The sequence below is a fragment of the Enterobacter sp. DVT3837 genome, assembly GCF_056238685.1.
Window position 1 is genome coordinate 1,462,644 of record NZ_JBWDLA010000001.1, and the last position, 25,443, is coordinate 1,488,086.

Consider the following 25,443-nt stretch of genomic DNA (forward strand, 5'->3'; position numbering starts at 1 on the left):
CCGCCGGACGATTACCAGGATTGGGTTGCTTTGAAGGAATCGAGGATAGCTTTCAGCTTGCCTTCGATTTCGTCGTTATAGCCACCGGTCTGGTTGATCTCTTGCATCAGCGGAGCGTGATCACGGTCGACGTAAGCCAGCAGAGCGGCTTCGAAGCTACCGATTTTCGCCAGTTCCACATCTTCGAGGTAACCGCGTTCAGCCGCGAACAGTACCAGGCCCTGCTGAGCAACAGACATTGGTGCGTACTGTTTCTGCTTCAGCAGCTCGGTCACTTTCTGACCGTGGCTCAGCTGTTTACGGGTTGCTTCGTCCAGATCGGATGCGAACTGAGAGAACGCAGCCAGTTCACGATACTGTGCCAGCGCGGTACGGATACCACCGGACAGTTTCTTGATGATCTTGGTCTGAGCAGCACCACCAACACGGGATACGGAGATACCCGGGTTAACCGCCGGACGAATACCGGAGTTAAACAGGTTGGTTTCCAGGAAGATCTGACCATCGGTAATGGAAATTACGTTGGTCGGAACGAACGCAGAAACGTCACCCGCCTGGGTTTCAATGATCGGCAGTGCGGTCAGAGAGCCCGTTTTACCCTTCACTTCACCTTTGGTGAAGTTCTCGACGTATTCCGCGTTAACGCGGGAAGCACGCTCCAGCAGACGAGAGTGGAGGTAGAATACGTCGCCAGGGAACGCTTCACGTCCAGGTGGACGACGGAGCAGCAGGGAAACCTGACGATAAGCAACAGCCTGTTTAGACAGGTCATCGTATACGATCAGTGCATCTTCACCGCGGTCACGGAAGTATTCGCCCATTGCGCAACCCGCGTATGGCGCCAGGTATTGCAGTGCAGCAGATTCGGAAGCGGTTGCAACAACAACAATGGTGTTAGCCAGTGCGCCATGCTCTTCCAGTTTACGAACCACGTTAGAAATGGTGGACGCTTTCTGGCCGATAGCCACGTACACGCATTTGATGCCGGAATCACGCTGGTTGATGATGGCGTCGATAGCCATCGCGGTTTTACCGGTCTGACGGTCACCGATGATCAGTTCACGCTGACCACGACCGATTGGGATCATGGCATCAACGGACTTATAACCTGTCTGAACAGGCTGATCTACGGACTGACGATCGATAACGCCTGGTGCGATAACTTCGATTGGGGAGAAGCCATCGTGCTCAACCGGACCTTTACCGTCGATTGGCGCACCCAGGGTGTTAACAACGCGACCCAGCAGGCCACGGCCAACCGGCACTTCCAGAATACGGCCAGTACACTTAACCTTCATGCCTTCGGCGAGGTCAGCGTATGGACCCATCACAACTGCACCTACGGAGTCGCGCTCCAGGTTCAGTGCGATAGCGTAACGGTTACCCGGCAGGGAAATCATCTCACCCTGCATACAATCGGCCAGGCCGTGAATGCGGATAACACCGTCACTTACAGAAACAATAGTACCTTCATTGTGAGCTTCACTCACAACATTGAACTGAGCAATGCGCTGCTTGATCAGTTCGCTGATTTCGGTGGAATTCAGTTGCATGCTCCAGTCCCCTTAAGACTGCAAGACGTCTGCAAGGCGCTCAAGACGGCCGCGTACGCTGCCATCAATGACCATATCACCCGAACGGATGATTACGCCTGCCATTACAGACTTATCGATTTTGCAATTCAGCTTAACTTTGCGTGACAGACGTTTTTCCATCGCGGCGGTAATTTTCGCAAGCTGTTCATTACTCAGTTCAGTCGCAGAAGTTACTTCAACTTCAGCAGTAGCTTCACTAAGGGCACGTAAGTGCTCAAACTGCTCGAGAACATCCGGGAGCACACGGAGACGACCATTTTCTGCCATTACCTTAATCAGGTTCTGGCCGTTGGCATCCAGTTGCTCTCCGCACACGGCGATAAACGACGCGGCGAGAGTTTCAGGTGCTAACGCACCGGAAAGCAACTCGGCCATTTGTTCGTTTTTCGTCACCTCAGCGGCAAACGCCAGCATATTCTGCCAGCGATCGACATTTTGGTGTTCGATAGCAAAGTCAAAAGCTGCTTTGGCGTAGGGGCGAGCTACCGTAACAAATTCAGACATCAGCCCCTCCCTCCTTACAGTTCAGCGACAAGTTTGTCCACGATGTCGCTGTTAGCAGCTTCATCCACGGAACGTTCGATGATCTTCTCGGCGCCAGCAACAGCCAGAATCGCAACCTGCTTACGCAGTTCTTCACGAGCACGTTTACGCTCAGCTTCAATTTCAGCCTGAGCCTGTGTCACGATCTTAGTACGTTCCTGTTCTGCTTCAGCTTTGGCTTCGTCCAGGATCTGCGAACGGCGTTTGTTAGCCTGTTCGATGATAACCTGAGCTTCCGCTTTCGCTTTTTTCAGCTGGTCTGTCGCGTTGGCCTGTGCAAGGTCCAAATCTTTCTTAGCGCGTTCTGCAGAAGCCAGACCGTCAGCAATTTCTTTCTGACGTTTTTCGATGGCAGCCATTAATGGCGGCCATACATACTTCATACAGAACCAGACAAAGAGAATAAACGCGATGGCCTGGCCGAGGATTGTTGCGTTCATGTTCACAGCACAATACCTCTTTAATTTCTGTGGCTTAGGGTTTTAAAACTACTACTACGCGACAGCAAACATCACGTACAGACCCAGACCTACAGCGATCATTGGGATAGCATCCACCAGACCCATAACGATAAAGAACTGAGTACGCAGCAGAGGAATCAGATCAGGTTGACGCGCAGCGCCTTCCAGGAATTTGCCCCCGAGGATGCCGATACCGATCGCAGCACCGATAGCCGCCAGACCCATCATCACAGCGGCAGCCATGTACAGCAGATCCATATTCAGGTTTTCCATGACAGTCTCCAGTTTGTTTCAATTAAAACGTAGTAGTGTTGGTAAAAAATCAGTGCTCTTCAGACGCCATCGACAGATAGACGATCGTCAGAACCATGAAGATAAAGGCTTGCAGCGTAATGATCAGGATGTGGAAAATGGCCCATGGCACATTAAGAATCCACTGTGACCACCACGGCAGAAGACCCGCGATCAGAATGAAAATCAGCTCACCCGCATACATGTTGCCGAACAGTCGCAGACCCAGTGATACAGGTTTGGACAGCAGGCTAACGCCTTCCAGGATCAGGTTGACCGGAATAAACGCCCAGTGGTTGAACGGCTGCAAGGTAAGCTCTTTCACAAAGCCGCTTACGCCTTTCATTTTGATGCTGTAGAAAAGAATCAGGATAAACACGCCCAGCGCCATCGACAGGGTGATGTTCACGTCTGCGGACGGAACCACGCGCAGTGCAGGCAGGCCGAAGATGTGCTCGCCGATAAACGGCAGCAGATCGATAGGCAGCAGGTCCATCAGGTTCATCAGGAAGACCCAAACGAACACGGTCAGGGCCAGCGGAGCAATCAGCTTGCTCTTGCCATGGTACATGTCTTTGACGCTGCCATGGACGAAGCCGATGATCATTTCGATGAACGTCTGGAATTTCCCTGGAACACCGCTGGTCGCTCTTTTAGCAACACCGCGGAACATGGCCAGGAACAGAAGACCCAAAACCACCGAGAAGAACATGGAGTCGATGTTGATCGTCCAGAAGGTGGCCGGGGGGTTATGTGGATCCACCAGCGAGAATGTACGCAGGTCCAGCTGAAGGTTATTCAGATGGTGACCTATGTAATCCTGCGGCGTCATATTTTCTGAAGCCATGATGCCTTTTACCCTTTGTTATTGATTACAGCTGGAGCCAGAACTTGTACCACCAGCACCAAAACCCACGTAGCTATCAGCGGCATGAAGACCACTTTCAAAACCGCCAGCGCCATCACCAGTAGAGCAAAGGTCAGCAACACCTTACACACTTCGCCGAGGGCGAAGGACCAGGCCACGCGGCCTTTGGCGGGTGTATGCGCCTGATGACGCCAGGCAAAAATCATAAACAACACGTTTGGCAGTACAACCGCCAAACCCCCGCACACGGCGGAGATGCCCCAGAAGGGGTCTTTGAGGCTAAACAGCAGTCCACTTGCTATCAAAGCCAGAAACTGAATGAACAGAAGCTTACGAGCAACGTTTCTACTCAAGAGCGACACAGACATCACGTTTTTACTCCTGCTCCCTTCGAGGTATGCCGCGTGTCGTATAAAACGTCCTTTAAGGCTCAGAGTCAAGCATCAAAAAGCGGTCAAATTATACGGTGCGCACCCGTGATTTCAAACATTAAGTAGCGAAAAGGTGAATAAATGTTTAAATATTTTTCCCCACCGCTATTTTTTAACTTTCTCAGAAAGCATCGACCTTCGACCAAAAGTGCAAACAGCGCGAAAACGTTGACAGCAAAGCGTGCACGAGATCACAAAACACACATTTGCGATAAGGTTGTATTAATCAAAGGCGCAAATCGCTTAAATATATCTTTATGAAATCAAACACAAAATGTCGTAACTATTTTCAAAACAGCCCCGTACACAATAAAAACCTTTCATTGACATTCTTAATAAATAATTAACATTGCGTTCTGGTTTCTGCCTTCCATTTTTAGCAGACTTATATTTTCGCTATTGACTATCTTCATAGTGAAGAATAACTGTCAGGTTAAACGTAAGAAAAACCTTAGTAAAAACGAGGTTAAAAGCTGTCTGGTAAAACCCAAGTAGTTGTGCTGTTTTTTAACATGGTAAGAACAGCACAAATTCCACATTTTTTATTAATTTTTTAAAAATTGTTTGGCTTAATTATCACCAGGTGACGTTCCCCATCGAGTTGAGGAACATTTAATTTCTCGATGGATTCAACAGCAAAACCATCCGGAAGCTGTTCAATCTCATCACCAGGCAACTGCCCTTTCAGCGCATAAAAACGGCCATTATCTGCAGGCAAGTGCTTACACCAGCTCACCATATCATTGAGCGAAGCAAACGCGCGGCTGATAACACCATCAAACGGTGGCTCCGCCGGGAACTCCTCTACCCTGCTCTGCACGGGCGTGATGTTCTCAAGCTTCAGCTCATGCTGTACCTGACGTAAAAAGCGTACGCGCTTGCCAAGGCTGTCCAGCAACGTGAACTGGCTCTCAGGACGAACAATCGACAGCGGAACGCCCGGTAGACCAGGGCCTGTCCCCACATCAATAAAGCGTTCACCTTTCAGATAAGGCGCAACCACAATGCTATCGAGAATATGGCGTACCAGCATCTCGTTGGGGTCTCGTACTGAGGTTAGGTTGTACGCTTTATTCCATTTGTTCAGCATATCGACGTAGGCCACCAGCTGATTTTTCTGGTGATCGGTGAGCGAAATACCTGCCTGATCCAGCAGACGAGAGAGTTTGTTGAGCACGGTGAATACCTGTTGAGAAACTTAAGTGACGGGTGGCGCTTCGCTTACCCGCCCTATGGAATTCTGTAGGCCCGGTAAGCGCAGCGCCACCGGGCAATGTTCAGAGCATTACGCGCTGCGGCGCAGCATGCCCTGTTTTTTTAACCACACCAGCAGAATCGAAATCGCGGCCGGAGTAACGCCCGATATGCGGGATGCCTGGCCAATCGACACAGGTTTATGATCGTTCAGCTTGGCGATCACTTCGTTGGAAAGACCAGTGACCTGACGATAGTCCAGCATCTCCGGCAGCAGCGTGTTTTCGTTGCGCTGCTGTTTTTCAATCTCATCCTGCTGGCGCGCAATATAACCTTCGTATTTAACCTGGATTTCAACCTGCTCTGCCGCTTCAGCGTCTTCCAGGCCCGGTGCGAACGCGGTCAGTTTGACCAGGTTCTCATAGGTGACTTCAGGACGGCGCAGCAAATCTTCGCCGCTGGCTTCGCGCGACAGCGGTGCAGTCAAGTGAGCGTTCACTTCGGCTGCAGTTTCCGCCTGCGGATTCACCCAGGTGGTTTTCAGCCGCTGACGTTCCTGTTCAATACGCTCCAGCTTCTCGTTGAAACGCGCCCAGCGTTCGTCATCGACCAGACCCAGCTCGCGACCCATTTCGGTCAGACGCAGGTCGGCGTTGTCTTCGCGCAACATCAGGCGGTATTCCGCGCGCGAGGTAAACATACGGTACGGTTCTTTTGTGCCCAGCGTGCAGAGATCGTCGACCAGCACTCCCAGATACGCCTGAGAACGGCCTGGTGCCCAGCCTTCTTTCTCAGCAGAGAAGCGCGCAGCGTTCAGACCGGCAAGCAGACCCTGTGCAGCCGCTTCTTCGTAGCCGGTGGTGCCGTTAATCTGCCCCGCGAAGAACAGACCGTGGATGAATTTGCTTTCCAGGGTTGGCTTCAGGTCACGAGGATCGAAGAAATCGTACTCAATAGCGTAGCCAGGACGAACGATTTTCGCATTCTCCATCCCCTGCATTGAGCGAACAATTTGCATCTGCACATCGAACGGCAGGCTGGTGGAGATGCCATTCGGGTAAATTTCGTTTGAGGTCAGTCCTTCCGGCTCCAGGAAGATCTGGTGCTGGTTGCGATCGGCAAAACGCATCACTTTGTCTTCGATCGACGGGCAGTAGCGTGGGCCGATCCCTTCAATCACGCCTGCGTACATTGGGCTGCGATCGAGGTTATTGCGGATCACGTCATGGGTTTTCTCGTTGGTATGCGTGATGTAACACGGTACCTGCTGCGGATGTTGCGCCGCATTGCCCATGAACGAAAACACGGGCATTGGGTTATCACCGTGCTGTTGCGCCAGCACGCTGAAATCAATGGTGCGCGCATCAATACGTGGAGGTGTGCCCGTTTTCAGGCGGCTGACGCGCAACGGCAGTTCACGCAGACGGCGAGACAGTGGAATCGACGGCGGATCGCCAGCACGTCCACCGCTGTAGTTATCCAGACCAATATGAATTTTACCGTCGAGGAATGTGCCCACGGTCAGCACCACGGCTTTCGCGCGGAACTTGAGGCCCATCTGGGTTACGGCACCCACAACACGATCGTTCTCAACGATAAGATCTTCAACTGCCTGCTGGAAGATCATCAGGTTTGGCTGATTCTCCAGTGCAGTACGTACCGCCTGACGGTAAAGCACGCGGTCAGCCTGGGCACGGGTTGCTCGTACCGCAGGGCCTTTACTCGCGTTTAGTATCCTAAACTGAATGCCAGCATGATCGATCGCTTTCGCCATCAGGCCGCCAAGTGCATCCACTTCTTTTACCAGGTGTCCTTTCCCAATGCCGCCAATCGCCGGGTTACAGGACATCTGTCCAAGCGTGTCGATATTGTGTGTCAAAAGCAGGGTCTGCTGACCCATTCGCGCTGCGGCCATTGCGGCCTCAGTGCCTGCATGACCCCCGCCAATGATAATGACGTCAAAAGGATCCTGATAAAACATGGTGGTCTGCCTCGCGTAAAGCGGTATGAAAATGGATTGAAGCCCGGGCCGTGGATTCTACTCAACTTTAGTCTTTCGAGAAAGCATTGGGATCCTGGGCTATTAAAAAGAAGATCTTTTTATTTAGAGATCTGTTCTATTGTGATCTCTTATTAGGATCGCCGACCTCTGTGGATAAGTCCGATCCGGCAAATAAGATCATGCGGTTAGGAAGGATCGTTTGCTGTGAATGATCGGTGATCCTGGACCGTATAAGCTGGGATCAGATCGCCACTTTATGCACAGGTCAAAAACCATACCAGAGTTGTTATTTGGATAACTACGGCTTAATACGAGCTTTTAACCAGAGTTATCCACATCTGTTCGCGCGATCTTTAATCGTTTTTGAGTAAATTTTTCCATTCTGCCAGCCAGATCTCGGCTGGATCTTCCGGAATATCATGATCGAGGATGTTGATCTTCAGCGTTTCACCCAGCTGTTTTGCACCACAGGCGGTAACAGCGGCCTCAACTTTCTCTATTGCGCCACAGAAGGTGTCATATTCACGACTTCCGATACCTACCGCACCATAACGGACGTTGGACAGGTCTGGTTGTTGTTCCTGCAGTTCGTCATATAAAGGTTGCAGGTTATCCGGCAGGTCGCCTGCGCCATGTGTGGAGGTGATCAGCAGCCAGATCCCATCAGTCGGGAGATCTTCAAGCAGCGGTCCGTGCAGTGTCTCTGTGGAAAAACCTGCTTCTTCCAGCTTCTCAGCCAGATGTTCCGCAACGTATTCCGCACCGCCCAGGGTGCTGCCACTGATAAGAGTAATGTCAGCCATTGATCGCTCGCTCAGATAAAGAGGCGGCCATTGTACGCTGTGAACGAGCTGGGATCTACCTGTGGAAAATGTGGGAATGAATTTGCCCGATCACGGGCGGATGGTACGCATGATCGGGTTTTGCAGAGAGATTAGGGTCTCGGTGGACTGAATTTCATCGATTGTTTGGATCTTGTTGATAAGTACCTGCTGGAGGGCGTCGATGGATCGACACATGACTTTTATAAAGATGCTGTAGTGCCCGGTGGTGTAATAGGCTTCTGTGACTTCATCGAGTGCGTTCAGCTTTGCCAGGGCAGAAGGGTAGTCTTTTGCGCTTTTAAGAATGATACCGATGAAACAGCAAACGTCATAACCCAGCTGCTTGGGGCTGACGTCAATGCGTGCGCCGGTAATGATCCCCGCCTGCTTCATCTTCTCTACGCGAACATGGATTGTTCCCGGGCTGACACCAAACTGTTTTGCCAGTTCGGCGTAGGCGGTACGGGCATTAGCCATTAAGGCCTCCAGGATGCCGCGGTCGAGATTGTCGATCTGATAATTTTCCATAGCTTTTTCTTATGAAGATTGATGAATCACCCTATTCTAGCGGTTTATTTTATCGAATCAAAAGTGAAGGAGGCTTTTTGTTGATTGGTTATTGAATAAGGTGCCATTTCTGTTGCTTAATCAATAGCAACAGGACGCAGGAGTATAAATAATGAAAACCGCTTATATCGCAAAACAACGCCAGATCAGTTTCGTTAAATCCCATTTTTCACGCCAGCTGGAAGATAAACTTGGACTGATTGAAGTCCAGGCTCCCATTCTGAGCCGCGTGGGTGACGGGACGCAGGATAACTTATCTGGAAGCGAAAAAGCGGTGCAGGTGAAAGTGAAAACACTGCCAGATGCCCAGTTCGAAGTGGTTCACTCCCTTGCGAAATGGAAGCGTCAAACCCTGGGACAACACGACTTCAGCGCGGGCGAAGGGCTCTACACGCACATGAAAGCCCTTCGCCCCGATGAAGACCGCCTTACTCCAATTCACTCTGTCTACGTTGATCAGTGGGACTGGGAGCGCGTAATGGGTGATGGCGAGCGCCATGTCGGTACGCTGAAATCCACCGTTGAGGCGATCTACGCTGGGATCAAAGCGACCGAAGCGGCTGTAAGCAAAGAGTTTGGTCTGGCACCGTTCCTGCCGGATACGATCCACTTTGTGCACAGCCAGGAGCTGCTGAGCCGTTTCCCGGATCTGGATGCTAAAGGCCGTGAACGCGCAATCGCCAAAGAATTAGGTGCTGTGTTTCTGATGGGGATCGGCGGCAAACTGTCTGACGGCAAACGCCACGACGTTCGTGCGCCGGATTATGATGACTGGAGCACACGCGGTGAGAGCGAATACGCGGGTCTGAATGGCGATATCCTGGTCTGGAACCCGGTGCTGGAAGATGCATTTGAGCTTTCTTCTATGGGGATCCGCGTGGATGCTGATGCGCTGAAGCGTCAGCTGGCCGTTACTGGCGACGAAGAGCGTCTCAAATTAGAGTGGCACCAGTCGCTGCTACGCGGGGAAATGCCGCAGACCATAGGTGGCGGTATCGGCCAGTCCCGTCTGACCATGTTACTGCTTCAGTTGCCGCATATCGGTCAGGTTCAGTGTGGCGTCTGGCCGCAGCAAGTACGCGAAAGCGTTGGCTCCCTTCTGTGATTAACGCCGCCAGCGTCTGAGCAGGCGGCTACGCAACCCGGTATCGAAGCGCCAGATATGATCGAAGATGCGCATGATGCCGGGTTTTCCATGGGCGGACATCGCCACCGCGTGGAAACGGTGCTGATGCACCCGCTGTAACTCCTTCACTTTATTCACCACATCATCCGGCAGACGCTGGGCAATAAAATCGGAAATTACCACCGCGTCAGCGTCGTACCAGTCGCCGCCCTGCATTCTCTCCACAATGCTACGAAAACAGCTGGCTAAATCCGTGCCGCCGCGAAAACGCTGGCTTAAAAAGCGGATCGCCTGTTCGATACCCTGCTGGTTCGTCAGCTCATAACCCACCACCTCGCTGGAGAAGAGCATGATGAAGCAGCGACGGCGATCGGCAAGCGCCACGCGCATCAAGGCCAGACAGAACGCCTTTGCACATTGCTCATTAAACCCGCCCATCGATCCGGACGTATCCACGCAAACAATAAAAGGTCCGCGCGGCTGCTCATCAAAATCCTGGTGGACGACTGGCCTCTGGCTGAGCTTCTCGCGCCAGGCTTCGCCGTGTAGCCGGTAAGTAAGAAGCTGCTTTTCCACCAGCCGACGGTAAAACTCATACTCTAGTTCAGTCATTCCCAGCGTGCTGAGTTCGGTGGGCAGCAGGCGCAAAATATCATCGCTTTGCTGAAGCCCGTCGACCTGCTCGGGAACGGTTGCCGGTTCGCGTACCAGGGTGCGGAAGGTTTCCATCGGGGCATCTTTCTTTGGGACTGACTTTGCCTCCCTTGAACGGCCCAGCTGTTCTGCGAGTTTCATCAGCTCGGGCTGCTGTGCCAGAAAATCGCCGTACTTGACGATCAGCTGATAATCCCCGCGCCGAAGCTGACCGGCGCTCATATCCCAGAGACGCCCGGCGGCGTTTTCATTTTCCACCAGTACCTGCTCGAGCTGACCGCTTAAGGTCATGCGTTCCTGAACTTCACTGAGCAGTTGTTCACGCTCCTCATCCAGCAGTTGCTGGTTCAATGTTGTGGCCTGAACGACAAGGCTGAGGCGCCAGCGCTGTAAAAAGAGAGTGTGCAACGCGGGCGTGAAGGTGGCGTTATCCGTGACCAGCGCCCGGGCCTGGCTGGCAAACGGGGAGTGGACGTTGTCGAGCAATGTCAGGGTTTGCGGAAGCTGAACGATAAACTGTGGCGTTGAGAGCCGCTGGCACTGCTGATAACAGGCCACCTCTTCCGTTAACTCAGGGGGGACCTCGGTCTCTTTGAACCGCTGACGCAAGTTTTCACGCCAGCGTGGGAGATCGTCCGTCATCGCTTTTTTAAGCTTCGGAAATTTTTCAAAGAATGCGGCCAGCTGCGGCGACGCCAGAAGGGTAATGACCACTTCTTCGATCAACCCTTCTTCGCTGACGGCCAGCATGATGTTAAGCGTATCCAGCGTTAGCATTGACGCGCCTGTTTAATCTGTGTGCTCACATCCTGCAGGCTGGCTTCAATGCGACCTAACCAGTCGCTATGTATAAAGAGGCATTTTTGCTGCTCGCTAAAGCGGGTGTGTTGCTGGTGCCATTCGGTATCCAGCGCTTCCAGCTGCTGCTTAATCTCTTCAGGAACGCTGTCAGAGGCGGTGCCAGGCAGTGCAAGACGCGATCCCTGCAAGCTCACATCGCGGATCACCAGATGCTGGCTACTGTCCACTTCCATACTTAGCGGCTGCGCGAAACCGATGCCGTTGAGTTTTCCGCGGATTTCTCCACCTTTATCCAGCCATTGCGATAGCGGCTCGCGCTCAATCGTAACGTGTACAACCTGCATATCATGGAGCTTTAGCGGTTGCTGGAGCAGCAGGGTAAGCGTCGGGCTAGTCAGCTCGGCGGGTAATTCGTAGTGAGGTTTGCGGGCGAACATTCCACCCAGCCGGTTCACTTTCAGCGCCGTTTTATCACTTTGTTGCTGCTGTAACTGGATGCGTCGTTGGGCAATAGCACCAAGCTGGTTGAGCATCGCCTGTTGTCCCCAGGCGTGTCTGGTCATCAATATTTCAAGCTGTTGCTGCATCAGGTTCATGCCTTCTGCGTCGTGCCAGAGGCAATCTTTCAGCAGGATCAGATCGATTGGCGCAACGGCATCACGGCCGCTGAACAGGGCACTGGCCTGCAGCAGGCGGATTGCTTTTTTCCAGCGACGATCGGAGACATAGGGCGCTGAAGGGAGTAAATCGAGCTGCTGGCGCAGCATGAAGATCAGCTCGAAGACGGCATCTGGCAGTTTGATTTTGCCGATCTCCTGCTGCCACTGCTGATATTCCTCATCGGTAACCTGAAGCGAAGCGGAGACCGGGTTTTCATTCTCATCCTGCTGGCTCACCAGCATAGAGCGGAAGTTGGATTTATCCTGCACTTTGTCCAGCCACAGGCGGATCAGCATGCGGTCATACAGCGCTTCCAGACTGCTGTCGGCCTCGGGGAGTTCGTTGGAGGCGGCCACCAGCAGACGCATCGGGATTTTCTCTTCACTGGCACCGTTGCGGAACCGACGTTCGTTTATCGCCGTGAGCAGGGTGTTCAGAATGGCCGGTCCCGCTTTCCAGATTTCATCAAGAAAGACAATTTCTGCCTCAGGCAGATATCCCGCCGTCAAACGCTCATAGCGCCCTTCATCTTTCAGCGCCTGAATAGAAAGGGGGCCAAACACTTCTTCCGGGGTGGAAAAGCGGGTCATCAGGTATTCAAACGCGCGGGCGTTCTGAAAGGCAAATTTCAGTCGGCGGGCAATCAGACTTTTGGCGATACCCGGTGGACCCAGCAGAAATACGCTTTCGCCGCTCAACGCCGCCAGTAAACAGAGGCGGATGGCGTGGCTACGCTCGAAAAGGCCTTTTTCCAGCGCGCTGCTGAGGCGGGAAATTCTTTCTGCTAATAAATGTGAGTGAGCCATAATAGTTTTTGCATCCTTTCGCCGTCGTGGCGGCCAATTGAAGCGAGTATAGACGTTTCAGCCAGGGCTGGTAATAGACTGAAGTGCGGCGCAATTTTCTTTGCGCTACATTAATGCGGTTGCATTTAGGGGTACGATTTTGCAACGAATCAGGCATACTGTGCGCTTTTTGTGGACCAAGGGACCAGGAACACATTTGTTATTTAAACGAAAAGACTAGTCTATGAGCACTGATAATAAGCAATCATTACCCGCAATTACGCTTGCGGCGATCGGGGTTGTCTACGGTGATATCGGCACCAGCCCGCTTTATACGCTTCGTGAATGTCTGTCCGGCCAGTTTGGCTTTGGTGTTGAACGCGATGCCGTATTTGGCTTCCTGTCCCTCATCTTCTGGCTGCTGATCCTGGTGGTTTCTGTTAAATATCTCTCCTTTGTTATGCGCGCTGATAACGCAGGCGAAGGCGGTATCCTGACCCTGATGTCCCTTGCCGGGCGTAACACGTCAGCCAGAATGACGTCGGTGCTGGTCATCATCGGCCTGATTGGCGGCAGTTTCTTCTATGGGGAAGTCGTCATCACGCCTGCTATCTCAGTGCTTTCGGCGATAGAGGGGCTGGAGATTATTGCCCCGCAGCTTGATTCCTGGGTTGTTCCTCTGGCCATTATTGTCCTGACGCTGCTGTTTATGATCCAGAAGCACGGTACCGGGCTGGTGGGGAAACTGTTCGCGCCGATTATGCTGGCCTGGTTCCTGATCCTGGCGGCGCTTGGTTTACGCAGCATTATTGCTAACCCGGAAGTGCTGCAAGCGCTAAACCCCTACTGGGCCGTGAATTTCTTCCTCGAATACAAAGTGGTTTCCTTCGTGGCGCTGGGGGCGGTTGTGCTCTCCATCACCGGCGTTGAAGCGCTGTATGCTGACATGGGACACTTCGGGAAACTGCCTATCCGCGTGGCCTGGTTTATTGTGGTACTGCCGTCTCTGGTGCTGAACTACTTCGGCCAGGGCGCGCTGTTGCTCAAAAATCCGGAAGCGATAAAGAACCCATTCTTCCTGCTGGCCCCTGACTGGGCACTGGTACCGATGCTGATTCTGGCGACGCTTGCGACCGTCATTGCCTCTCAGGCGGTGATTTCAGGCGTGTTTTCTCTGACGCGCCAGGCCGTGCGTCTGGGGTATCTCTCACCTATGCGCATCATCCATACCTCAGAGATGGAGTCGGGCCAGATCTACATCCCGTTCGTTAACTGGCTGCTCTATTTCGCTGTGGTGATCGTCATCGTCAGCTTCGAGCATTCCAGCAACCTGGCGGCGGCGTACGGTATTGCGGTCACCGGTACCATGGTGCTGACGTCGATCCTCTCCACAACGGTCGCGTACCGAAACTGGCACTGGAATAAATTCCTCGTGGCGATGATTCTGGTGGGCTTCCTGTGTATCGACGTGCCGCTGTTCTCCGCGAACCTCGACAAGATTGTTTCCGGTGGCTGGCTACCGCTGACGCTGGGTCTGGTGATGTTTATTGTCATGACCACATGGAAAAGCGAGCGCTTCCGTCTGCTGCGTCGTATGCACGAACACGGGAATTCTCTGGAGGCGATGATTGCGTCGCTGGAGAAATCCCCGCCAGTGCGTGTACCGGGAACTGCGGTGTACATGTCTCGTGCCTTGAACGTGATCCCGTTTGCGTTGATGCATAATCTTAAGCACAACAAGGTATTGCACGAGCGTGTGATTCTGCTGACGTTGCGCACCGAAGATGCACCGTATGTTCACAATGTGCGTCGTGTTCAGATTGAGCAATTGTCGCCTACCTTCTGGCGCGTGGTGGCAAGCTACGGCTGGCGTGAAACGCCAAACGTGGAAGAGGTCTTCCACCGCTGCGGCCTGGAAGGGCTGAGCTGCCGGATGATGGAGACGTCATTCTTCATGTCACACGAGTCACTGATTATTGGCAAGCGTCCGTGGTATCTGCGCCTGCGCGGCAAGTTGTACCTTATCCTGCAACGTAACGCCCTGCGTGCGCCTGACCAGTTTGAGATCCCGCCTAACCGAGTGATTGAGCTGGGTACACAGGTCGAGATTTAAGCCTGCATTAAATGCCGGGTGGCGCTGCGCTTACCCGGCTTACAAACCCCCCTGCCTACCCTCCATAATTGTCTCTACATTTCACTTAGCGAAACGTTTCGACGTCGATCACAAATCTGTTACGTCATGGTGGTTTTCTGAACACCGTTGAGACTAAACTGATTTTAGCGAAACGTTTCGCTAGTGGAGCAAGAAAATGAAGAAAGGCACTGTACTCAACTCAGAAATCTCGTCGGTTATTTCCCGTCTTGGGCATACCGATACGCTGGTGGTTTGCGATGCAGGCTTACCGGTTCCGCGTAGCACAACCCGTATTGATATGGCGTTAACGCAGGGTGTTCCTTCGTTTATGCAGGTACTGGAAGTCGTGACGGCGGAGATGCAGGTTGAGGCGGCCATTCTCGCTGCGGAAATCAAACAACATAATCCGCAACTCCACGAAACGTTGCTCAGCCATATTGAGCAACTGCAACAACACCAGGGAAACATCATAGAAATTCGTTACACAACGCACGAGCAGTTCAAACAACAAACCGCAGACAGTCAGGCGGTGATTCGCAGCGGGGAGTGTTCCCCGTATGCGAATATCATTCTCTGTGCTGGCGTCACCTTCTGAGGCCATCATGGACGCATTACTGCAACTCAAAGGGATCGATAAGTCGTTCCCGGGCGTAAAAGCCCTCTCCGGTGCGGCGCTGAACGTCTACCCCGGGCGCGTGATGGCGCTGGTGGGCGAAAACGGCGCTGGCAAATCCACCATGATGAAAGTGCTGACCGGGATCTACCAACGTGATGCCGGTTCACTCGTCTGGCTGGGTAAAGAGACCACCTTCAATGGCCCGAAATCCTCTCAGGAAGCGGGTATCGGTATTATTCACCAGGAGCTGAACCTGATCCCGCAGCTGACCATTGCGGAGAATATCTTCCTGGGTCGCGAGTTCGTAAACCGGTTCGGTAAAATCGACTGGAAAACCATGTATGCCGAAGCGGATAAACTGCTGGCGAAGCTGAACCTGCGCTTTAAGAGCGACCGACTGGTGGGTGAACTTTCCATTGGCGATCAGCAGATGGTGGAAATCGCGAAAGTGCTGAGTTTTGAGTCGAAGGTCATCATTATGGATGAACCGACTGATGCCCTGACCGATACCGAAACCGAATCCCTGTTCCGCGTTATCCGCGAGCTGAAGTCGCAGGGGCGCGGGATTGTCTATATCTCTCACCGCATGAAAGAGATCTTCGAAATCTGCGATGACGTCACCGTTTTCCGCGACGGACAGTTTATTGCCGAGCGCGAAGTCGCCACGCTGACCGAAGATACGCTCATCGAAATGATGGTGGGACGTAAGCTCGAAGATCAATATCCGCATCTGGATAAAGCGCCGGGTGAGATCCGCCTGAAGGTGGACAACCTCTGCGGTCCAGGTGTGAACGATGTGACCTTTACCCTGCGTCAGGGGGAAATCCTCGGTGTGGCGGGCCTGATGGGCGCTGGGCGTACCGAGCTGATGAAAGTGTTGTACGGCGCACTGCCGCGCACCAGCGGTTATGTCACCCTCGACGGTCATGAAGTGGTCACCCGCTCTCCGCAAGATGGTCTGGCGAATGGCATTGTCTATATTTCTGAAGACCGTAAGCGCGATGGCTTAGTGCTGGGCATGTCGGTTAAAGAGAACATGTCGCTTACCGCACTGCGCTATTTCAGTCACAGCGGCGGTACGCTGAAACACAAAGACGAACAGCAGGCGGTCAGCGATTTTATCCGTCTGTTTAACGTCAAAACACCGTCGATGGAGCAGGCAATTGGCCTGTTGTCCGGTGGTAATCAGCAGAAGGTGGCGATTGCGCGTGGTCTGATGACGCGCCCGAAAGTGCTAATCCTCGATGAACCCACCCGCGGTGTGGATGTCGGCGCGAAGAAAGAGATTTATCAGCTGATCAACCAGTTCAAGGCCGACGGTCTGAGCATCATTCTGGTCTCTTCCGAGATGCCAGAAGTATTAGGCATGAGCGATCGCATTATCGTCATGCATGAAGGGCATCTCGGCGGTGAATTCACTCGCGAGCAGGCCACCCAGGAAGTTCTGATGGCTGCCGCTGTGGGCAAGCTTAATCGCGTGAATCAGGAGTAAGAAGATGACTACCCAGGCTGTTTCTGGTCGCCGTTATTTCACAAAGGCATGGCTGATGGAACAAAAATCGCTGATTGCCCTGCTGGTGCTGATCGCGATTGTGTCGACCATGAGTCCGAACTTTTTCACCGTTAATAACCTGTTCAATATCCTTCAGCAGACTTCTGTAAACGCCATTATGGCGGTCGGGATGACGCTGGTGATTTTGACCTCAGGGATCGATCTGTCCGTTGGTTCCCTGCTGGCGCTCACCGGTGCGATCGCCGCTTCCCTTGTCGGTGTTGAGGTTAACGCGCTGGTGGCCGTGGCTGCAGCGCTGGCTGCTGGGGCGGCAATCGGTGCCGTGACCGGCGTGATTGTGGCGAAAGGGCGTGTTCAGGCGTTCATCGCGACGCTGGTGATGATGCTGTTGCTGCGCGGTGTGACCATGGTTTACACCAACGGCAGCCCGGTGAACACCGGCTTTACCGATAACGCCGATCTGTTTGGCTGGTTCGGTATCGGCCGCCCGCTGGGTATTCCGACCCCGGTCTGGATCATGGCTATCGTCTTCCTGGCGGCGTGGTACATGCTGCATCACACCCGTCTGGGTCGTTATATCTATGCGCTGGGCGGTAACGAAGCGGCAACGCGTTTGTCCGGGATTAGCGTCAATAAAGTTAAAATTATCGTTTATTCCCTGTGCGGCTTGCTGGCTTCTCTGGCAGGCATCATCGAAGTGGCGCGCCTCTCCTCCGCGCAGCCAACGGCGGGCACGGGTTATGAGCTGGATGCCATTGCGGCAGTGGTTCTGGGCGGTACGAGTCTTGCGGGTGGTAAAGGTCGCATTGTTGGGACATTGATCGGCGCACTGATTCTCGGTTTCCTGAATAATGGTTTGAATTTGTTAGGTGTTTCCTCCTATTACCAGATGATCGTTAAGGCAGTGGTGATTTTGCTGGCGGTACTGGTAGACAACAAAAAACAGTAACTGACGACACTACAGGACATCTTAGATATGAACATGAAAAAACTGGCTACCCTGGTTTCTGCTGTCGCGCTGAGCGCAACCGTAAGTGCTAACGCTATGGCGAAAGACACCATCGCGCTGGTTATCTCCACGCTGAACAACCCGTTCTTCGTCTCTCTGAAGGATGGCGCGCAGAAAGAAGCGGACAAACTGGGCTACAACCTGGTGGTGCTGGATTCCCAGAACAACCCGGCGAAAGAGCTGGCTAACGTTCAGGACTTAACCGTTCGTGGTACCAAAATTCTGCTGATCAACCCAACTGATTCTGATGCCGTAGGTAATGCCGTTAAAATGGCAAACCAGGCGAAGATCCCGGTGATCACCCTGGACCGTCAGGCCTCTAAAGGTGACGTGGTCAGCCACATTGCGTCTGATAACGTGCTGGGCGGTAAAATCGCGGGTGATTACATCGCGAAGAAAGCCGGTGAAGGCGCGAAAGTTATCGAATTACAGGGTATCGCGGGTACCTCTGCTGCCCGTGAACGTGGCGAAGGCTTCCAGCAGGCCGTTGCTGCACACAAATTTAACGTCCTGGCCAGCCAGCCTGCCGATTTCGACCGTACTAAAGGTCTGAACGTGATGCAGAACCTGCTGACCGCACATCCTGACGTGCAGGCAGTATTCGCGCAGAACGACGAAATGGCACTGGGTGCGCTGCGTGCCCTGCAGACTGCAGGTAAATCTGATGTGATGGTTGTCGGATTTGACGGTACGCCGGATGGTGAAAAAGCAGTAAACGATGGCAAACTGGCTGCGACCATCGCTCAGTTGCCGGAGCAGATTGGCGCGACTGGCGTTGAAACTGCCGACAAAGTGCTGAAGGGCGAAAAAGTTCAGGCCAAATACCCTGTTGACCTGAAACTGGTCATCAAGCAGTAAAAGGCGAATCAGGCAGCCAGCGGCTGCCTGAGGGACACCAATAAAGAAAAGTGTGGCATACGCCACCGGGTAACACCGGTGGCGCTCTCAGATGGACAACCCAACCATGAAAACCGCAGGCAACCTCGTCGTCCTTGGCAGTATCAATGCCGATCACATTCTTAACCTTGAATCATTCCCTACACCGGGCGAAACGGTCACGGGTAACCAGTATCAGGTGGCATTTGGCGGTAAAGGTGCAAACCAGGCCGTCGCCGCCGGTCGCAGTGGGGCGAATATTGCGTTTATCGCCTGCACGGGTGATGACGATACCGGTGAGCGCGTACGCAAACAGCTGGCGAGCGATAATATCGATATCGCACCGGTCAGCGTGGTTGCAGGGGAATCTACCGGCGTGGCGCTGATTTTCGTCAACGCAGAAGGTGAGAATGTCATCGGTATTCATGCTGGTGCCAACGCTGCTCTGACAACAGAGCGCGTAGAAGCGCAACGTGAGATCATTGCGAATGCCGAAGCGTTGCTGATGCAACTGGAGTCACCGGTTGAAAGCGTGCTGGCCGCCGCCAAAATTGCGCATGAAAATCATACCACTGTCGTACTTAATCCCGCTCCTGCCCGTGTATTATCAGACGAGCTGCTGGCGCTGGTGGACATCATTACGCCAAACGAAACCGAAGCGGAAAAGCTGACAGGCATTCGTGTCGAAAATGATGACGATGCCGCGCGAGCTGCACGTGCATTGCATGATAAAGGCATCGGTACCGTGATTATCACCCTTGGTAGCCGTGGGGTGTGGGCAAGCGTCAATGGCGAAGGCCGTCGAGTGCCGGGCTTTAAGGTGAAAGCGATTGACACCATCGCTGCGGGAGACACCTTCAATGGTGCGCTGGTGACCGCGCTACTGGAAGGCAAGCGAATGGATGATGCGATCCGTTTTGCACATGCTGCTGCCGCGATTGCCGTGACGCGCAAAGGGGCCCAGCCTTCCGTTCCGTGGCGTAAAGAGATCGATGAATTCTTAAGTCAGCAGGGGTAACGCTTGGCAACAATGAAAGATGTCGCCCGTATGGCGGGTGTTTCTACCTCGACGGTCTCTCACGTTATAAACAACGATCGCTTCGTCAGCGAGGCGATTCGGGAGAAAGTCGAAGCTGCGGTAAAAGAACTCAACTATGCGCCATCTGCGCTGGCGCGTAGTCTTAAGCTCAACCAGACGCGCACTATTGGTATGCTGATTACGGCCAGTACCAACCCTTTCTATTCTGAGCTTGTGCGAGGTGTAGAGCGTAGTTGCTTCGAGCGTGGCTACAGCCTGGTGCTGTGCAATACCGAAGGTGACGAGCAGAGAATGAACCGCAACCTGGAGACGCTGATGCAAAAACGCGTCGACGGGCTACTGCTGCTCTGTACCGAAACACACCAGCCCTCGAAAGAGATTATCCAGCGTTATCCCTCTATTCCCACGGTGATGATGGACTGGGCACCGTTCGACGGTACCAGCGATCTGATTCAGGATAACTCCCTGCTGGGGGGCGACATGGCCACCCAGTATCTGATCGATAAAGGTTACACCCGCATTGCCTGTATTACCGGTCCGCTGGATAAAACCCCGGCGCGTTTGCGTCTGGAAGGGTATCTCTCTGCTATGGCCCGGGCGGGGTTTTCTGTGCCCGAAGGCTACCGTATTACCGGTGATTTTGAGTTTCACGGTGGCTTTGAAGCGATGCAGACCTTGCTGGCGCAGCCGCAGCGTCCGCAGGCCGTCTTTATCGGCAACGATGCCATGGCATTTGGCGCCTATCAGGCGTTATATCAGGCAGGCTTGCGCGTTCCGGATGATATGGCGGTAATTGGTTACGATGATATCGAACTGGCTAGCTACATGACCCCACCGCTGACCACGATTCATCAGCCGAAGGATGAACTGGGCGAGCTGGCCATCGATGTGTTGATCCACCGTATGGCGCAGCCCACGCTGCAACAGCAACGCCTGCAGCTTACTCCTGTTCTGATGGAACGCGGTTCGGCTTAGACTTTGCTTTATGGCGTTCTTTGATCAGGTTGCGGCCGTCTTTCGGTTTTAACAGCATAAAGACCAGCGCTGAAACGACGGTGAGAACGCCCATCGTGATAAACGTATAGTGGAATTGCTCGACGGTATTCGTGCTGTCAAAACCTTCATAAAACCGCAGTACCGCCGCACTTACGGCCACCCCAAGACTGATCGACAGCTGTTGCGTCACCGCCAGCACGCTGTTGCCGCTGCTGGCGTTCTCGTCCGTCAGATCTGCCAGCGTGATGGTATTCATCGACGTAAACTGCGTTGACATCGCCATGCCCAGCACAAATAACGGCAGGATCAACATCCATACGGGAAGGGCGGCGGATTGCAGAGAGAACTGCGCAATCATCAGACCGATAAAGACCGTTACGCCAACCAGCGTCTTACGATAGCCAAACCAGCGCAGCACTTGTGTAACCGTTGATTTTGCCAGAATCGAGCCCATTGCCGTGGGCGCCATCATGCAGCCAGCAATCAGTGCCGGGTAGCCGAAACCGACCTGCAGCATCAATGGCATCAGAAACGGTACGCAACCCGTCCCCAGACGTGACGCAATGTTGCCTGCAATCCCTACGGAAAACGTTCGGGTGTTAAAGAGTCCGAGTGAGATTAACGGTGTCGGGTGACGGCGCGCGTGACGTATATAAAGAAGGAACAGCAGAATACCGCTGAGGATGACGGAGAGCGCAATCCATGTTGCTACAATCTTCTCACCAAACAGTTCCATCCCGCTTGAGAAGAGCACCAGGCTCAGGCCAAACAGGAAAAAGCCTCCCATGTCGAAGCTGCGTCTTGGCGTGGTGAAGTTCGGCATATATTTGCGTGCATACAGTAGCCCGGCAACGCCAATAGGAATATTAATCAGGAAGATCCAGTGCCAGCTTGCCCAGGTGACAAACACACCACCTAGTACCGGGCCAAGTATCGGGCCAACCAGGCCTGGCATGGTGACGAAGTTGAGCACGGGAAGCAGTTCGCTTCGAGGATAGGCTCGCAGCAAGGCAAGGCGTGCCACGGGCATCATCATCGCTCCGCCAATACCTTGTAATACGCGGAAGATAACCAGCTCCGTTAAGGATGAGGAGAGCGCACAAGCCAGCGAGCCGAGCGTAAAGAGCGTTACGGCCAACATGAAAACTCTGCGGGTGCCGAAGCGGTCGGCCAGCCAGCCGCTGACCGGAATTAACATCGCGACCGTCAGGGTGTAGCTAATGATGGCGGACTGCATCGCCAGCGGGGAGCGGTTAAGGCTTTGCGCAATAGCGGGAAGCGCTGTGTTGAGGATGGTGGCATCCAGTGCCTGCATAAAAAACGCCATGGCTGCAATCCACGGCAATCCGGCCATGCTGCGCGCTTTTTTCTTTGTCATTTATTTACCTGCTGGTGGGTTGGCGCGGCCAGCAATGCCTGGCACGCACTCAGGGCTCGCTGCCCGTCGCTTTCCTGAATGGCATCCACTATCGCCTGATGCAAATCCAGTTTAACCACTTCGTCTTGTGTAATAGAGGTAAAGTAAGTGTGGTACACCGAATGAAATAAAGAAGCAAAAGAGGTGAGGAACGGATTGGCACTCATCATATAGATATGTTCATGCCAGGACATATCGACCTCAACCCAGCGTTCCCGGTTGAAGTGCTTTTTCAGGAACACCATCTCTTCCATTAACGCGTTGAGCTGTGCTTTCTGTTCTGCCGTTCCAAGCGTGGCGGCAAGCAGGCACGCCTGTGGTTCAAGACTGCTGCGCATCACCAGAAAGTGATCGACAACCTGATGAAAGTTATCTTCCGTCATCCACCAGGAGAGCAGCTCCTGATCGAGAAAATTCCAGTTACTCTGTGGCATGACACGTGTGCCAATGCGGGGACGTGGAAGCACCATACCTTTTGCCGTTAGGGTTTTCACCGCTTCACGAACTGCTGTACGACTCACTCCAAACTGCTCACCCAGCTCCATTTCACCCGGCAGGATGCTGCCTGGGGCATATTTACCCGCTAAAATCCGCTGAGCCAGCTTCTCTGCCAGCACATACGACAGGTTTTTTTGGGCGGCCAGCTGTTGTGCGCTTAATGGCATCGCTTTTATTCCTTAAAGATTCATGCTGATAATTATGCCACCTCGAGTGTGATTGTGGTTGCAGATACATCAAATAGAACAATTTGTAGCTTGATTTCATCGCTGTTGGTGAAAAAAGACACGGATGAAAACTTTTTTTAAATTTCCTCTTGTCACGTCGGAATAACTCCCTATAATGCGCCTCCACTGACACGGAACAACGGCACACACGCCGCCGGGTCAGCAGAGAAAAGCAAAATAAACGCTTGACTCTGTAGCGGGAAAGCGTAATATGCACACCCCGCGCCGCAGCGAAAACGAAGCGGCACTGCTCTTTAACAATTTATCAGACAATCTGTGTGGGCACTCAAAGTGACATGGATTCTTAACGTCCTCGGACGAAAAATGAATACCAAGTCTCAACGAGTGAACACGTAATTCATTACGAAGTTTAATTCATTGAGCATCAAACTTTTAAATTGAAGAGTTTGATCATGGCTCAGATTGAACGCTGGCGGCAGGCCTAACACATGCAAGTCGAGCGGTAGCACAGAGAGCTTGCTCTCGGGTGACGAGCGGCGGACGGGTGAGTAATGTCTGGGAAACTGCCTGATGGAGGGGGATAACTACTGGAAACGGTAGCTAATACCGCATAACGTCGCAAGACCAAAGAGGGGGACCTTCGGGCCTCTTGCCATCAGATGTGCCCAGATGGGATTAGCTAGTAGGTGGGGTAACGGCTCACCTAGGCGACGATCCCTAGCTGGTCTGAGAGGATGACCAGCCACACTGGAACTGAGACACGGTCCAGACTCCTACGGGAGGCAGCAGTGGGGAATATTGCACAATGGGCGCAAGCCTGATGCAGCCATGCCGCGTGTATGAAGAAGGCCTTCGGGTTGTAAAGTACTTTCAGCGGGGAGGAAGGTGCTGAGGTTAATAACCTCAGCAATTGACGTTACCCGCAGAAGAAGCACCGGCTAACTCCGTGCCAGCAGCCGCGGTAATACGGAGGGTGCAAGCGTTAATCGGAATTACTGGGCGTAAAGCGCACGCAGGCGGTCTGTCAAGTCGGATGTGAAATCCCCGGGCTCAACCTGGGAACTGCATTCGAAACTGGCAGGCTAGAGTCTTGTAGAGGGGGGTAGAATTCCAGGTGTAGCGGTGAAATGCGTAGAGATCTGGAGGAATACCGGTGGCGAAGGCGGCCCCCTGGACAAAGACTGACGCTCAGGTGCGAAAGCGTGGGGAGCAAACAGGATTAGATACCCTGGTAGTCCACGCCGTAAACGATGTCGACTTGGAGGTTGTGCCCTTGAGGCGTGGCTTCCGGAGCTAACGCGTTAAGTCGACCGCCTGGGGAGTACGGCCGCAAGGTTAAAACTCAAATGAATTGACGGGGGCCCGCACAAGCGGTGGAGCATGTGGTTTAATTCGATGCAACGCGAAGAACCTTACCTACTCTTGACATCCAGAGAACTTTCCAGAGATGGATTGGTGCCTTCGGGAACTCTGAGACAGGTGCTGCATGGCTGTCGTCAGCTCGTGTTGTGAAATGTTGGGTTAAGTCCCGCAACGAGCGCAACCCTTATCCTTTGTTGCCAGCGGTCCGGCCGGGAACTCAAAGGAGACTGCCAGTGATAAACTGGAGGAAGGTGGGGATGACGTCAAGTCATCATGGCCCTTACGAGTAGGGCTACACACGTGCTACAATGGCGCATACAAAGAGAAGCGACCTCGCGAGAGCAAGCGGACCTCATAAAGTGCGTCGTAGTCCGGATTGGAGTCTGCAACTCGACTCCATGAAGTCGGAATCGCTAGTAATCGTAGATCAGAATGCTACGGTGAATACGTTCCCGGGCCTTGTACACACCGCCCGTCACACCATGGGAGTGGGTTGCAAAAGAAGTAGGTAGCTTAACCTTCGGGAGGGCGCTTACCACTTTGTGATTCATGACTGGGGTGAAGTCGTAACAAGGTAACCGTAGGGGAACCTGCGGTTGGATCACCTCCTTACCTTAAAGAACCTGCCTTTGCAGTGCTCACACAGATTGTCTGATGAAAAACAGCAGTAAAAATCTCTGCAGGCTTGTAGCTCAGGTGGTTAGAGCGCACCCCTGATAAGGGTGAGGTCGGTGGTTCAAGTCCACTCAGGCCTACCAAACTCCTTTTAAAGGATGAGCGGTACAGAGATTGCAAACGATGGGGCTATAGCTCAGCTGGGAGAGCGCCTGCTTTGCACGCAGGAGGTCTGCGGTTCGATCCCGCATAGCTCCACCATCCTTTACTGCGAACCCAAGAAAACTTCAGAGTGAACCTGAAAAGGTGCACTGCGAAGTTTTGCTCTTTAAAAATCTGGATCAAGCTGAAAATTGAAACGACACACAGTTAATGTGT

Annotated in this window: 22 protein-coding genes, 2 tRNA genes and 1 rRNA gene; 11 read left to right on the top strand and 14 right to left on the bottom strand. The window is 53.1% G+C overall.

What is annotated here, in order from left to right; all coding sequences use genetic code 11:
- Positions 1-11: 11 nt before the first annotated feature.
- The 10 genes from atpA to asnC form a co-directional block, all read right to left on the bottom strand.
- On the bottom strand, positions 12-1,553 hold the full coding sequence (gene atpA / locus AC0XWG_RS07085) for a F0F1 ATP synthase subunit alpha (RefSeq protein ID WP_028017764.1): 1,542 nt from the start codon (positions 1,551-1,553) through the stop codon (positions 12-14).
- Positions 1,554-1,565: 12 nt separating this feature from the next.
- Entirely contained in the window at positions 1,566-2,099 is a 534-nt protein-coding gene (gene atpH, locus AC0XWG_RS07090; protein WP_028017763.1) for a F0F1 ATP synthase subunit delta, read from the bottom strand.
- A gap of 14 nt (positions 2,100-2,113) precedes the next feature.
- Positions 2,114-2,584, bottom strand: coding sequence for a F0F1 ATP synthase subunit B (gene atpF, locus AC0XWG_RS07095; RefSeq protein ID WP_003862370.1), 471 nt, complete (start codon positions 2,582-2,584; stop codon positions 2,114-2,116).
- Between the two features lie 48 nt (positions 2,585-2,632).
- Positions 2,633-2,872, bottom strand: a complete 240-nt coding sequence (atpE, locus tag AC0XWG_RS07100) for a F0F1 ATP synthase subunit C (protein WP_000429386.1) — start codon at positions 2,870-2,872, stop codon at positions 2,633-2,635.
- Positions 2,873-2,921: 49 nt separating this feature from the next.
- Positions 2,922-3,737, bottom strand: a complete 816-nt coding sequence (gene atpB / locus AC0XWG_RS07105) for a F0F1 ATP synthase subunit A (RefSeq protein WP_023309789.1) — start codon at positions 3,735-3,737, stop codon at positions 2,922-2,924.
- Between the two features lie 8 nt (positions 3,738-3,745).
- Positions 3,746-4,126, bottom strand: a complete 381-nt coding sequence (gene atpI / locus AC0XWG_RS07110; RefSeq protein WP_128348461.1) for a F0F1 ATP synthase subunit I — start codon at positions 4,124-4,126, stop codon at positions 3,746-3,748.
- A gap of 616 nt (positions 4,127-4,742) precedes the next feature.
- Entirely contained in the window at positions 4,743-5,366 is a 624-nt protein-coding gene (rsmG, locus tag AC0XWG_RS07115; protein ID WP_108089275.1) for a 16S rRNA (guanine(527)-N(7))-methyltransferase RsmG, read from the bottom strand.
- Positions 5,367-5,474: 108 nt separating this feature from the next.
- Entirely contained in the window at positions 5,475-7,364 is a 1,890-nt protein-coding gene (gene mnmG, locus AC0XWG_RS07120; RefSeq protein WP_014072433.1) for a tRNA uridine-5-carboxymethylaminomethyl(34) synthesis enzyme MnmG, read from the bottom strand.
- A gap of 374 nt (positions 7,365-7,738) precedes the next feature.
- On the bottom strand, positions 7,739-8,188 hold the full coding sequence (gene mioC / locus AC0XWG_RS07125) for an FMN-binding protein MioC (RefSeq protein WP_475680501.1): 450 nt from the start codon (positions 8,186-8,188) through the stop codon (positions 7,739-7,741).
- A 90-nt stretch (positions 8,189-8,278) separates the two neighbouring features.
- Positions 8,279-8,737 (bottom strand): transcriptional regulator AsnC, encoded by a 459-nt coding sequence (asnC, locus tag AC0XWG_RS07130; protein WP_008500198.1) that lies wholly within the window; start codon positions 8,735-8,737, stop codon positions 8,279-8,281.
- Positions 8,738-8,888: 151 nt separating this feature from the next.
- On the opposite strand from asnC, the gene asnA reads away from it, so the two are divergent.
- The gene (gene asnA, locus AC0XWG_RS07135; protein WP_028017759.1) at positions 8,889-9,881 is read left to right on the top strand and encodes an aspartate--ammonia ligase; all 993 of its coding nucleotides are present in this window, start codon (positions 8,889-8,891) and stop codon (positions 9,879-9,881) included.
- Here the strand turns inward: asnA and viaA are convergent, their stop codons facing one another.
- Entirely contained in the window at positions 9,882-11,333 is a 1,452-nt protein-coding gene (viaA, locus tag AC0XWG_RS07140; protein WP_028017758.1) for an ATPase RavA stimulator ViaA, read from the bottom strand.
- Positions 11,327-12,823, bottom strand: a complete 1,497-nt coding sequence (ravA, locus tag AC0XWG_RS07145) for an ATPase RavA (protein WP_475680502.1) — start codon at positions 12,821-12,823, stop codon at positions 11,327-11,329. The genes viaA and ravA overlap by 7 nt, the downstream gene beginning before the upstream one ends.
- A 223-nt stretch (positions 12,824-13,046) precedes the next feature.
- Here ravA and kup point away from each other — a divergent pair, with 223 nt between their 5' ends.
- From kup to rbsR, 7 genes are all read left to right on the top strand, one after another.
- Entirely contained in the window at positions 13,047-14,915 is a 1,869-nt protein-coding gene (kup, locus tag AC0XWG_RS07150) for a low affinity potassium transporter Kup (RefSeq protein ID WP_028017756.1), read from the top strand.
- Positions 14,916-15,111: 196 nt separating this feature from the next.
- Entirely contained in the window at positions 15,112-15,531 is a 420-nt protein-coding gene (gene rbsD / locus AC0XWG_RS07155) for a D-ribose pyranase (RefSeq protein ID WP_045911552.1), read from the top strand.
- A 7-nt stretch (positions 15,532-15,538) separates the two neighbouring features.
- Positions 15,539-17,044 carry a ribose ABC transporter ATP-binding protein RbsA gene (gene rbsA, locus AC0XWG_RS07160; protein WP_128348491.1) on the top strand — a complete coding sequence of 502 codons (1,506 nt, stop codon included), beginning with the start codon at positions 15,539-15,541 and terminating at the stop codon, positions 17,042-17,044.
- A gap of 4 nt (positions 17,045-17,048) precedes the next feature.
- Positions 17,049-18,014 (top strand): ribose ABC transporter permease, encoded by a 966-nt coding sequence (rbsC, locus tag AC0XWG_RS07165; RefSeq protein ID WP_028017754.1) that lies wholly within the window; start codon positions 17,049-17,051, stop codon positions 18,012-18,014.
- A 27-nt stretch (positions 18,015-18,041) separates the two neighbouring features.
- Positions 18,042-18,932: a ribose ABC transporter substrate-binding protein RbsB gene (gene rbsB, locus AC0XWG_RS07170; RefSeq protein ID WP_028017753.1), complete on the top strand. Its 891-nt coding sequence runs from the start codon at positions 18,042-18,044 to the stop codon at positions 18,930-18,932.
- A 106-nt stretch (positions 18,933-19,038) separates the two neighbouring features.
- Positions 19,039-19,968: a ribokinase gene (rbsK, locus tag AC0XWG_RS07175; protein WP_028017752.1), complete on the top strand. Its 930-nt coding sequence runs from the start codon at positions 19,039-19,041 to the stop codon at positions 19,966-19,968.
- A gap of 3 nt (positions 19,969-19,971) precedes the next feature.
- Entirely contained in the window at positions 19,972-20,964 is a 993-nt protein-coding gene (gene rbsR / locus AC0XWG_RS07180; protein WP_128348458.1) for a ribose operon transcriptional repressor RbsR, read from the top strand.
- Here rbsR and mdtD read toward each other — a convergent pair.
- Positions 20,930-22,363 (bottom strand): multidrug transporter subunit MdtD, encoded by a 1,434-nt coding sequence (gene mdtD, locus AC0XWG_RS07185; RefSeq protein WP_128348457.1) that lies wholly within the window; start codon positions 22,361-22,363, stop codon positions 20,930-20,932. The two genes, rbsR and mdtD, sit on opposite strands and share 35 nt — an antisense overlap.
- Entirely contained in the window at positions 22,360-23,067 is a 708-nt protein-coding gene (locus AC0XWG_RS07190) for a FadR/GntR family transcriptional regulator (protein WP_049006053.1), read from the bottom strand. Before AC0XWG_RS07190 ends, mdtD begins: the two co-directional genes overlap by 4 nt.
- A gap of 455 nt (positions 23,068-23,522) precedes the next feature.
- Between AC0XWG_RS07190 and AC0XWG_RS07195 the strand changes: the two genes are divergently transcribed.
- The 3 genes from AC0XWG_RS07195 (at position 23,523) to AC0XWG_RS07205 (ending at position 25,326) form a co-directional block, all read left to right on the top strand.
- A 16S ribosomal RNA gene (locus tag AC0XWG_RS07195) occupies positions 23,523-25,062 on the top strand.
- 69 nt (positions 25,063-25,131) lie between these two features.
- A tRNA-Ile gene (locus tag AC0XWG_RS07200) sits at positions 25,132-25,208 on the top strand.
- Positions 25,209-25,250: 42 nt separating this feature from the next.
- Positions 25,251-25,326: transfer RNA gene (locus AC0XWG_RS07205), tRNA-Ala, on the top strand.
- Positions 25,327-25,443 lie beyond the last annotated feature (117 nt).

What these genes read in the sequence shown, in the direction of transcription:
- atpA (WP_028017764.1), bottom strand. Translation starts at nt 1,553, where the DNA reads ATGCAACTGAATTCCACCGAAATCAGCGAACTGATCAAGCAGCGCATT.
- atpH (WP_028017763.1), bottom strand. Translation starts at nt 2,099, where the DNA reads ATGTCTGAATTTGTTACGGTAGCTCGCCCCTACGCCAAAGCAGCTTTT.
- atpE (WP_000429386.1), bottom strand. Translation starts at nt 2,872, where the DNA reads ATGGAAAACCTGAATATGGATCTGCTGTACATGGCTGCCGCTGTGATG.
- atpB (WP_023309789.1), bottom strand. Translation starts at nt 3,737, where the DNA reads ATGGCTTCAGAAAATATGACGCCGCAGGATTACATAGGTCACCATCTG.
- atpI (WP_128348461.1), bottom strand. Translation starts at nt 4,126, where the DNA reads ATGTCTGTGTCGCTCTTGAGTAGAAACGTTGCTCGTAAGCTTCTGTTC.
- mnmG (WP_014072433.1), bottom strand. Translation starts at nt 7,364, where the DNA reads ATGTTTTATCAGGATCCTTTTGACGTCATTATCATTGGCGGGGGTCAT.
- mioC (WP_475680501.1), bottom strand. Translation starts at nt 8,188, where the DNA reads ATGGCTGACATTACTCTTATCAGTGGCAGCACCCTGGGCGGTGCGGAA.
- asnC (WP_008500198.1), bottom strand. Translation starts at nt 8,737, where the DNA reads ATGGAAAATTATCAGATCGACAATCTCGACCGCGGCATCCTGGAGGCC.
- asnA (WP_028017759.1), top strand. Translation starts at nt 8,889, where the DNA reads ATGAAAACCGCTTATATCGCAAAACAACGCCAGATCAGTTTCGTTAAA.
- viaA (WP_028017758.1), bottom strand. Translation starts at nt 11,333, where the DNA reads ATGCTAACGCTGGATACGCTTAACATCATGCTGGCCGTCAGCGAAGAA.
- ravA (WP_475680502.1), bottom strand. Translation starts at nt 12,823, where the DNA reads ATGGCTCACTCACATTTATTAGCAGAAAGAATTTCCCGCCTCAGCAGC.
- kup (WP_028017756.1), top strand. Translation starts at nt 13,047, where the DNA reads ATGAGCACTGATAATAAGCAATCATTACCCGCAATTACGCTTGCGGCG.
- rbsD (WP_045911552.1), top strand. Translation starts at nt 15,112, where the DNA reads ATGAAGAAAGGCACTGTACTCAACTCAGAAATCTCGTCGGTTATTTCC.
- rbsA (WP_128348491.1), top strand. Translation starts at nt 15,539, where the DNA reads ATGGACGCATTACTGCAACTCAAAGGGATCGATAAGTCGTTCCCGGGC.
- rbsC (WP_028017754.1), top strand. Translation starts at nt 17,049, where the DNA reads ATGACTACCCAGGCTGTTTCTGGTCGCCGTTATTTCACAAAGGCATGG.
- rbsB (WP_028017753.1), top strand. Translation starts at nt 18,042, where the DNA reads ATGAACATGAAAAAACTGGCTACCCTGGTTTCTGCTGTCGCGCTGAGC.
- rbsK (WP_028017752.1), top strand. Translation starts at nt 19,039, where the DNA reads ATGAAAACCGCAGGCAACCTCGTCGTCCTTGGCAGTATCAATGCCGAT.
- mdtD (WP_128348457.1), bottom strand. Translation starts at nt 22,363, where the DNA reads ATGACAAAGAAAAAAGCGCGCAGCATGGCCGGATTGCCGTGGATTGCA.
- AC0XWG_RS07190 (WP_049006053.1), bottom strand. Translation starts at nt 23,067, where the DNA reads ATGCCATTAAGCGCACAACAGCTGGCCGCCCAAAAAAACCTGTCGTAT.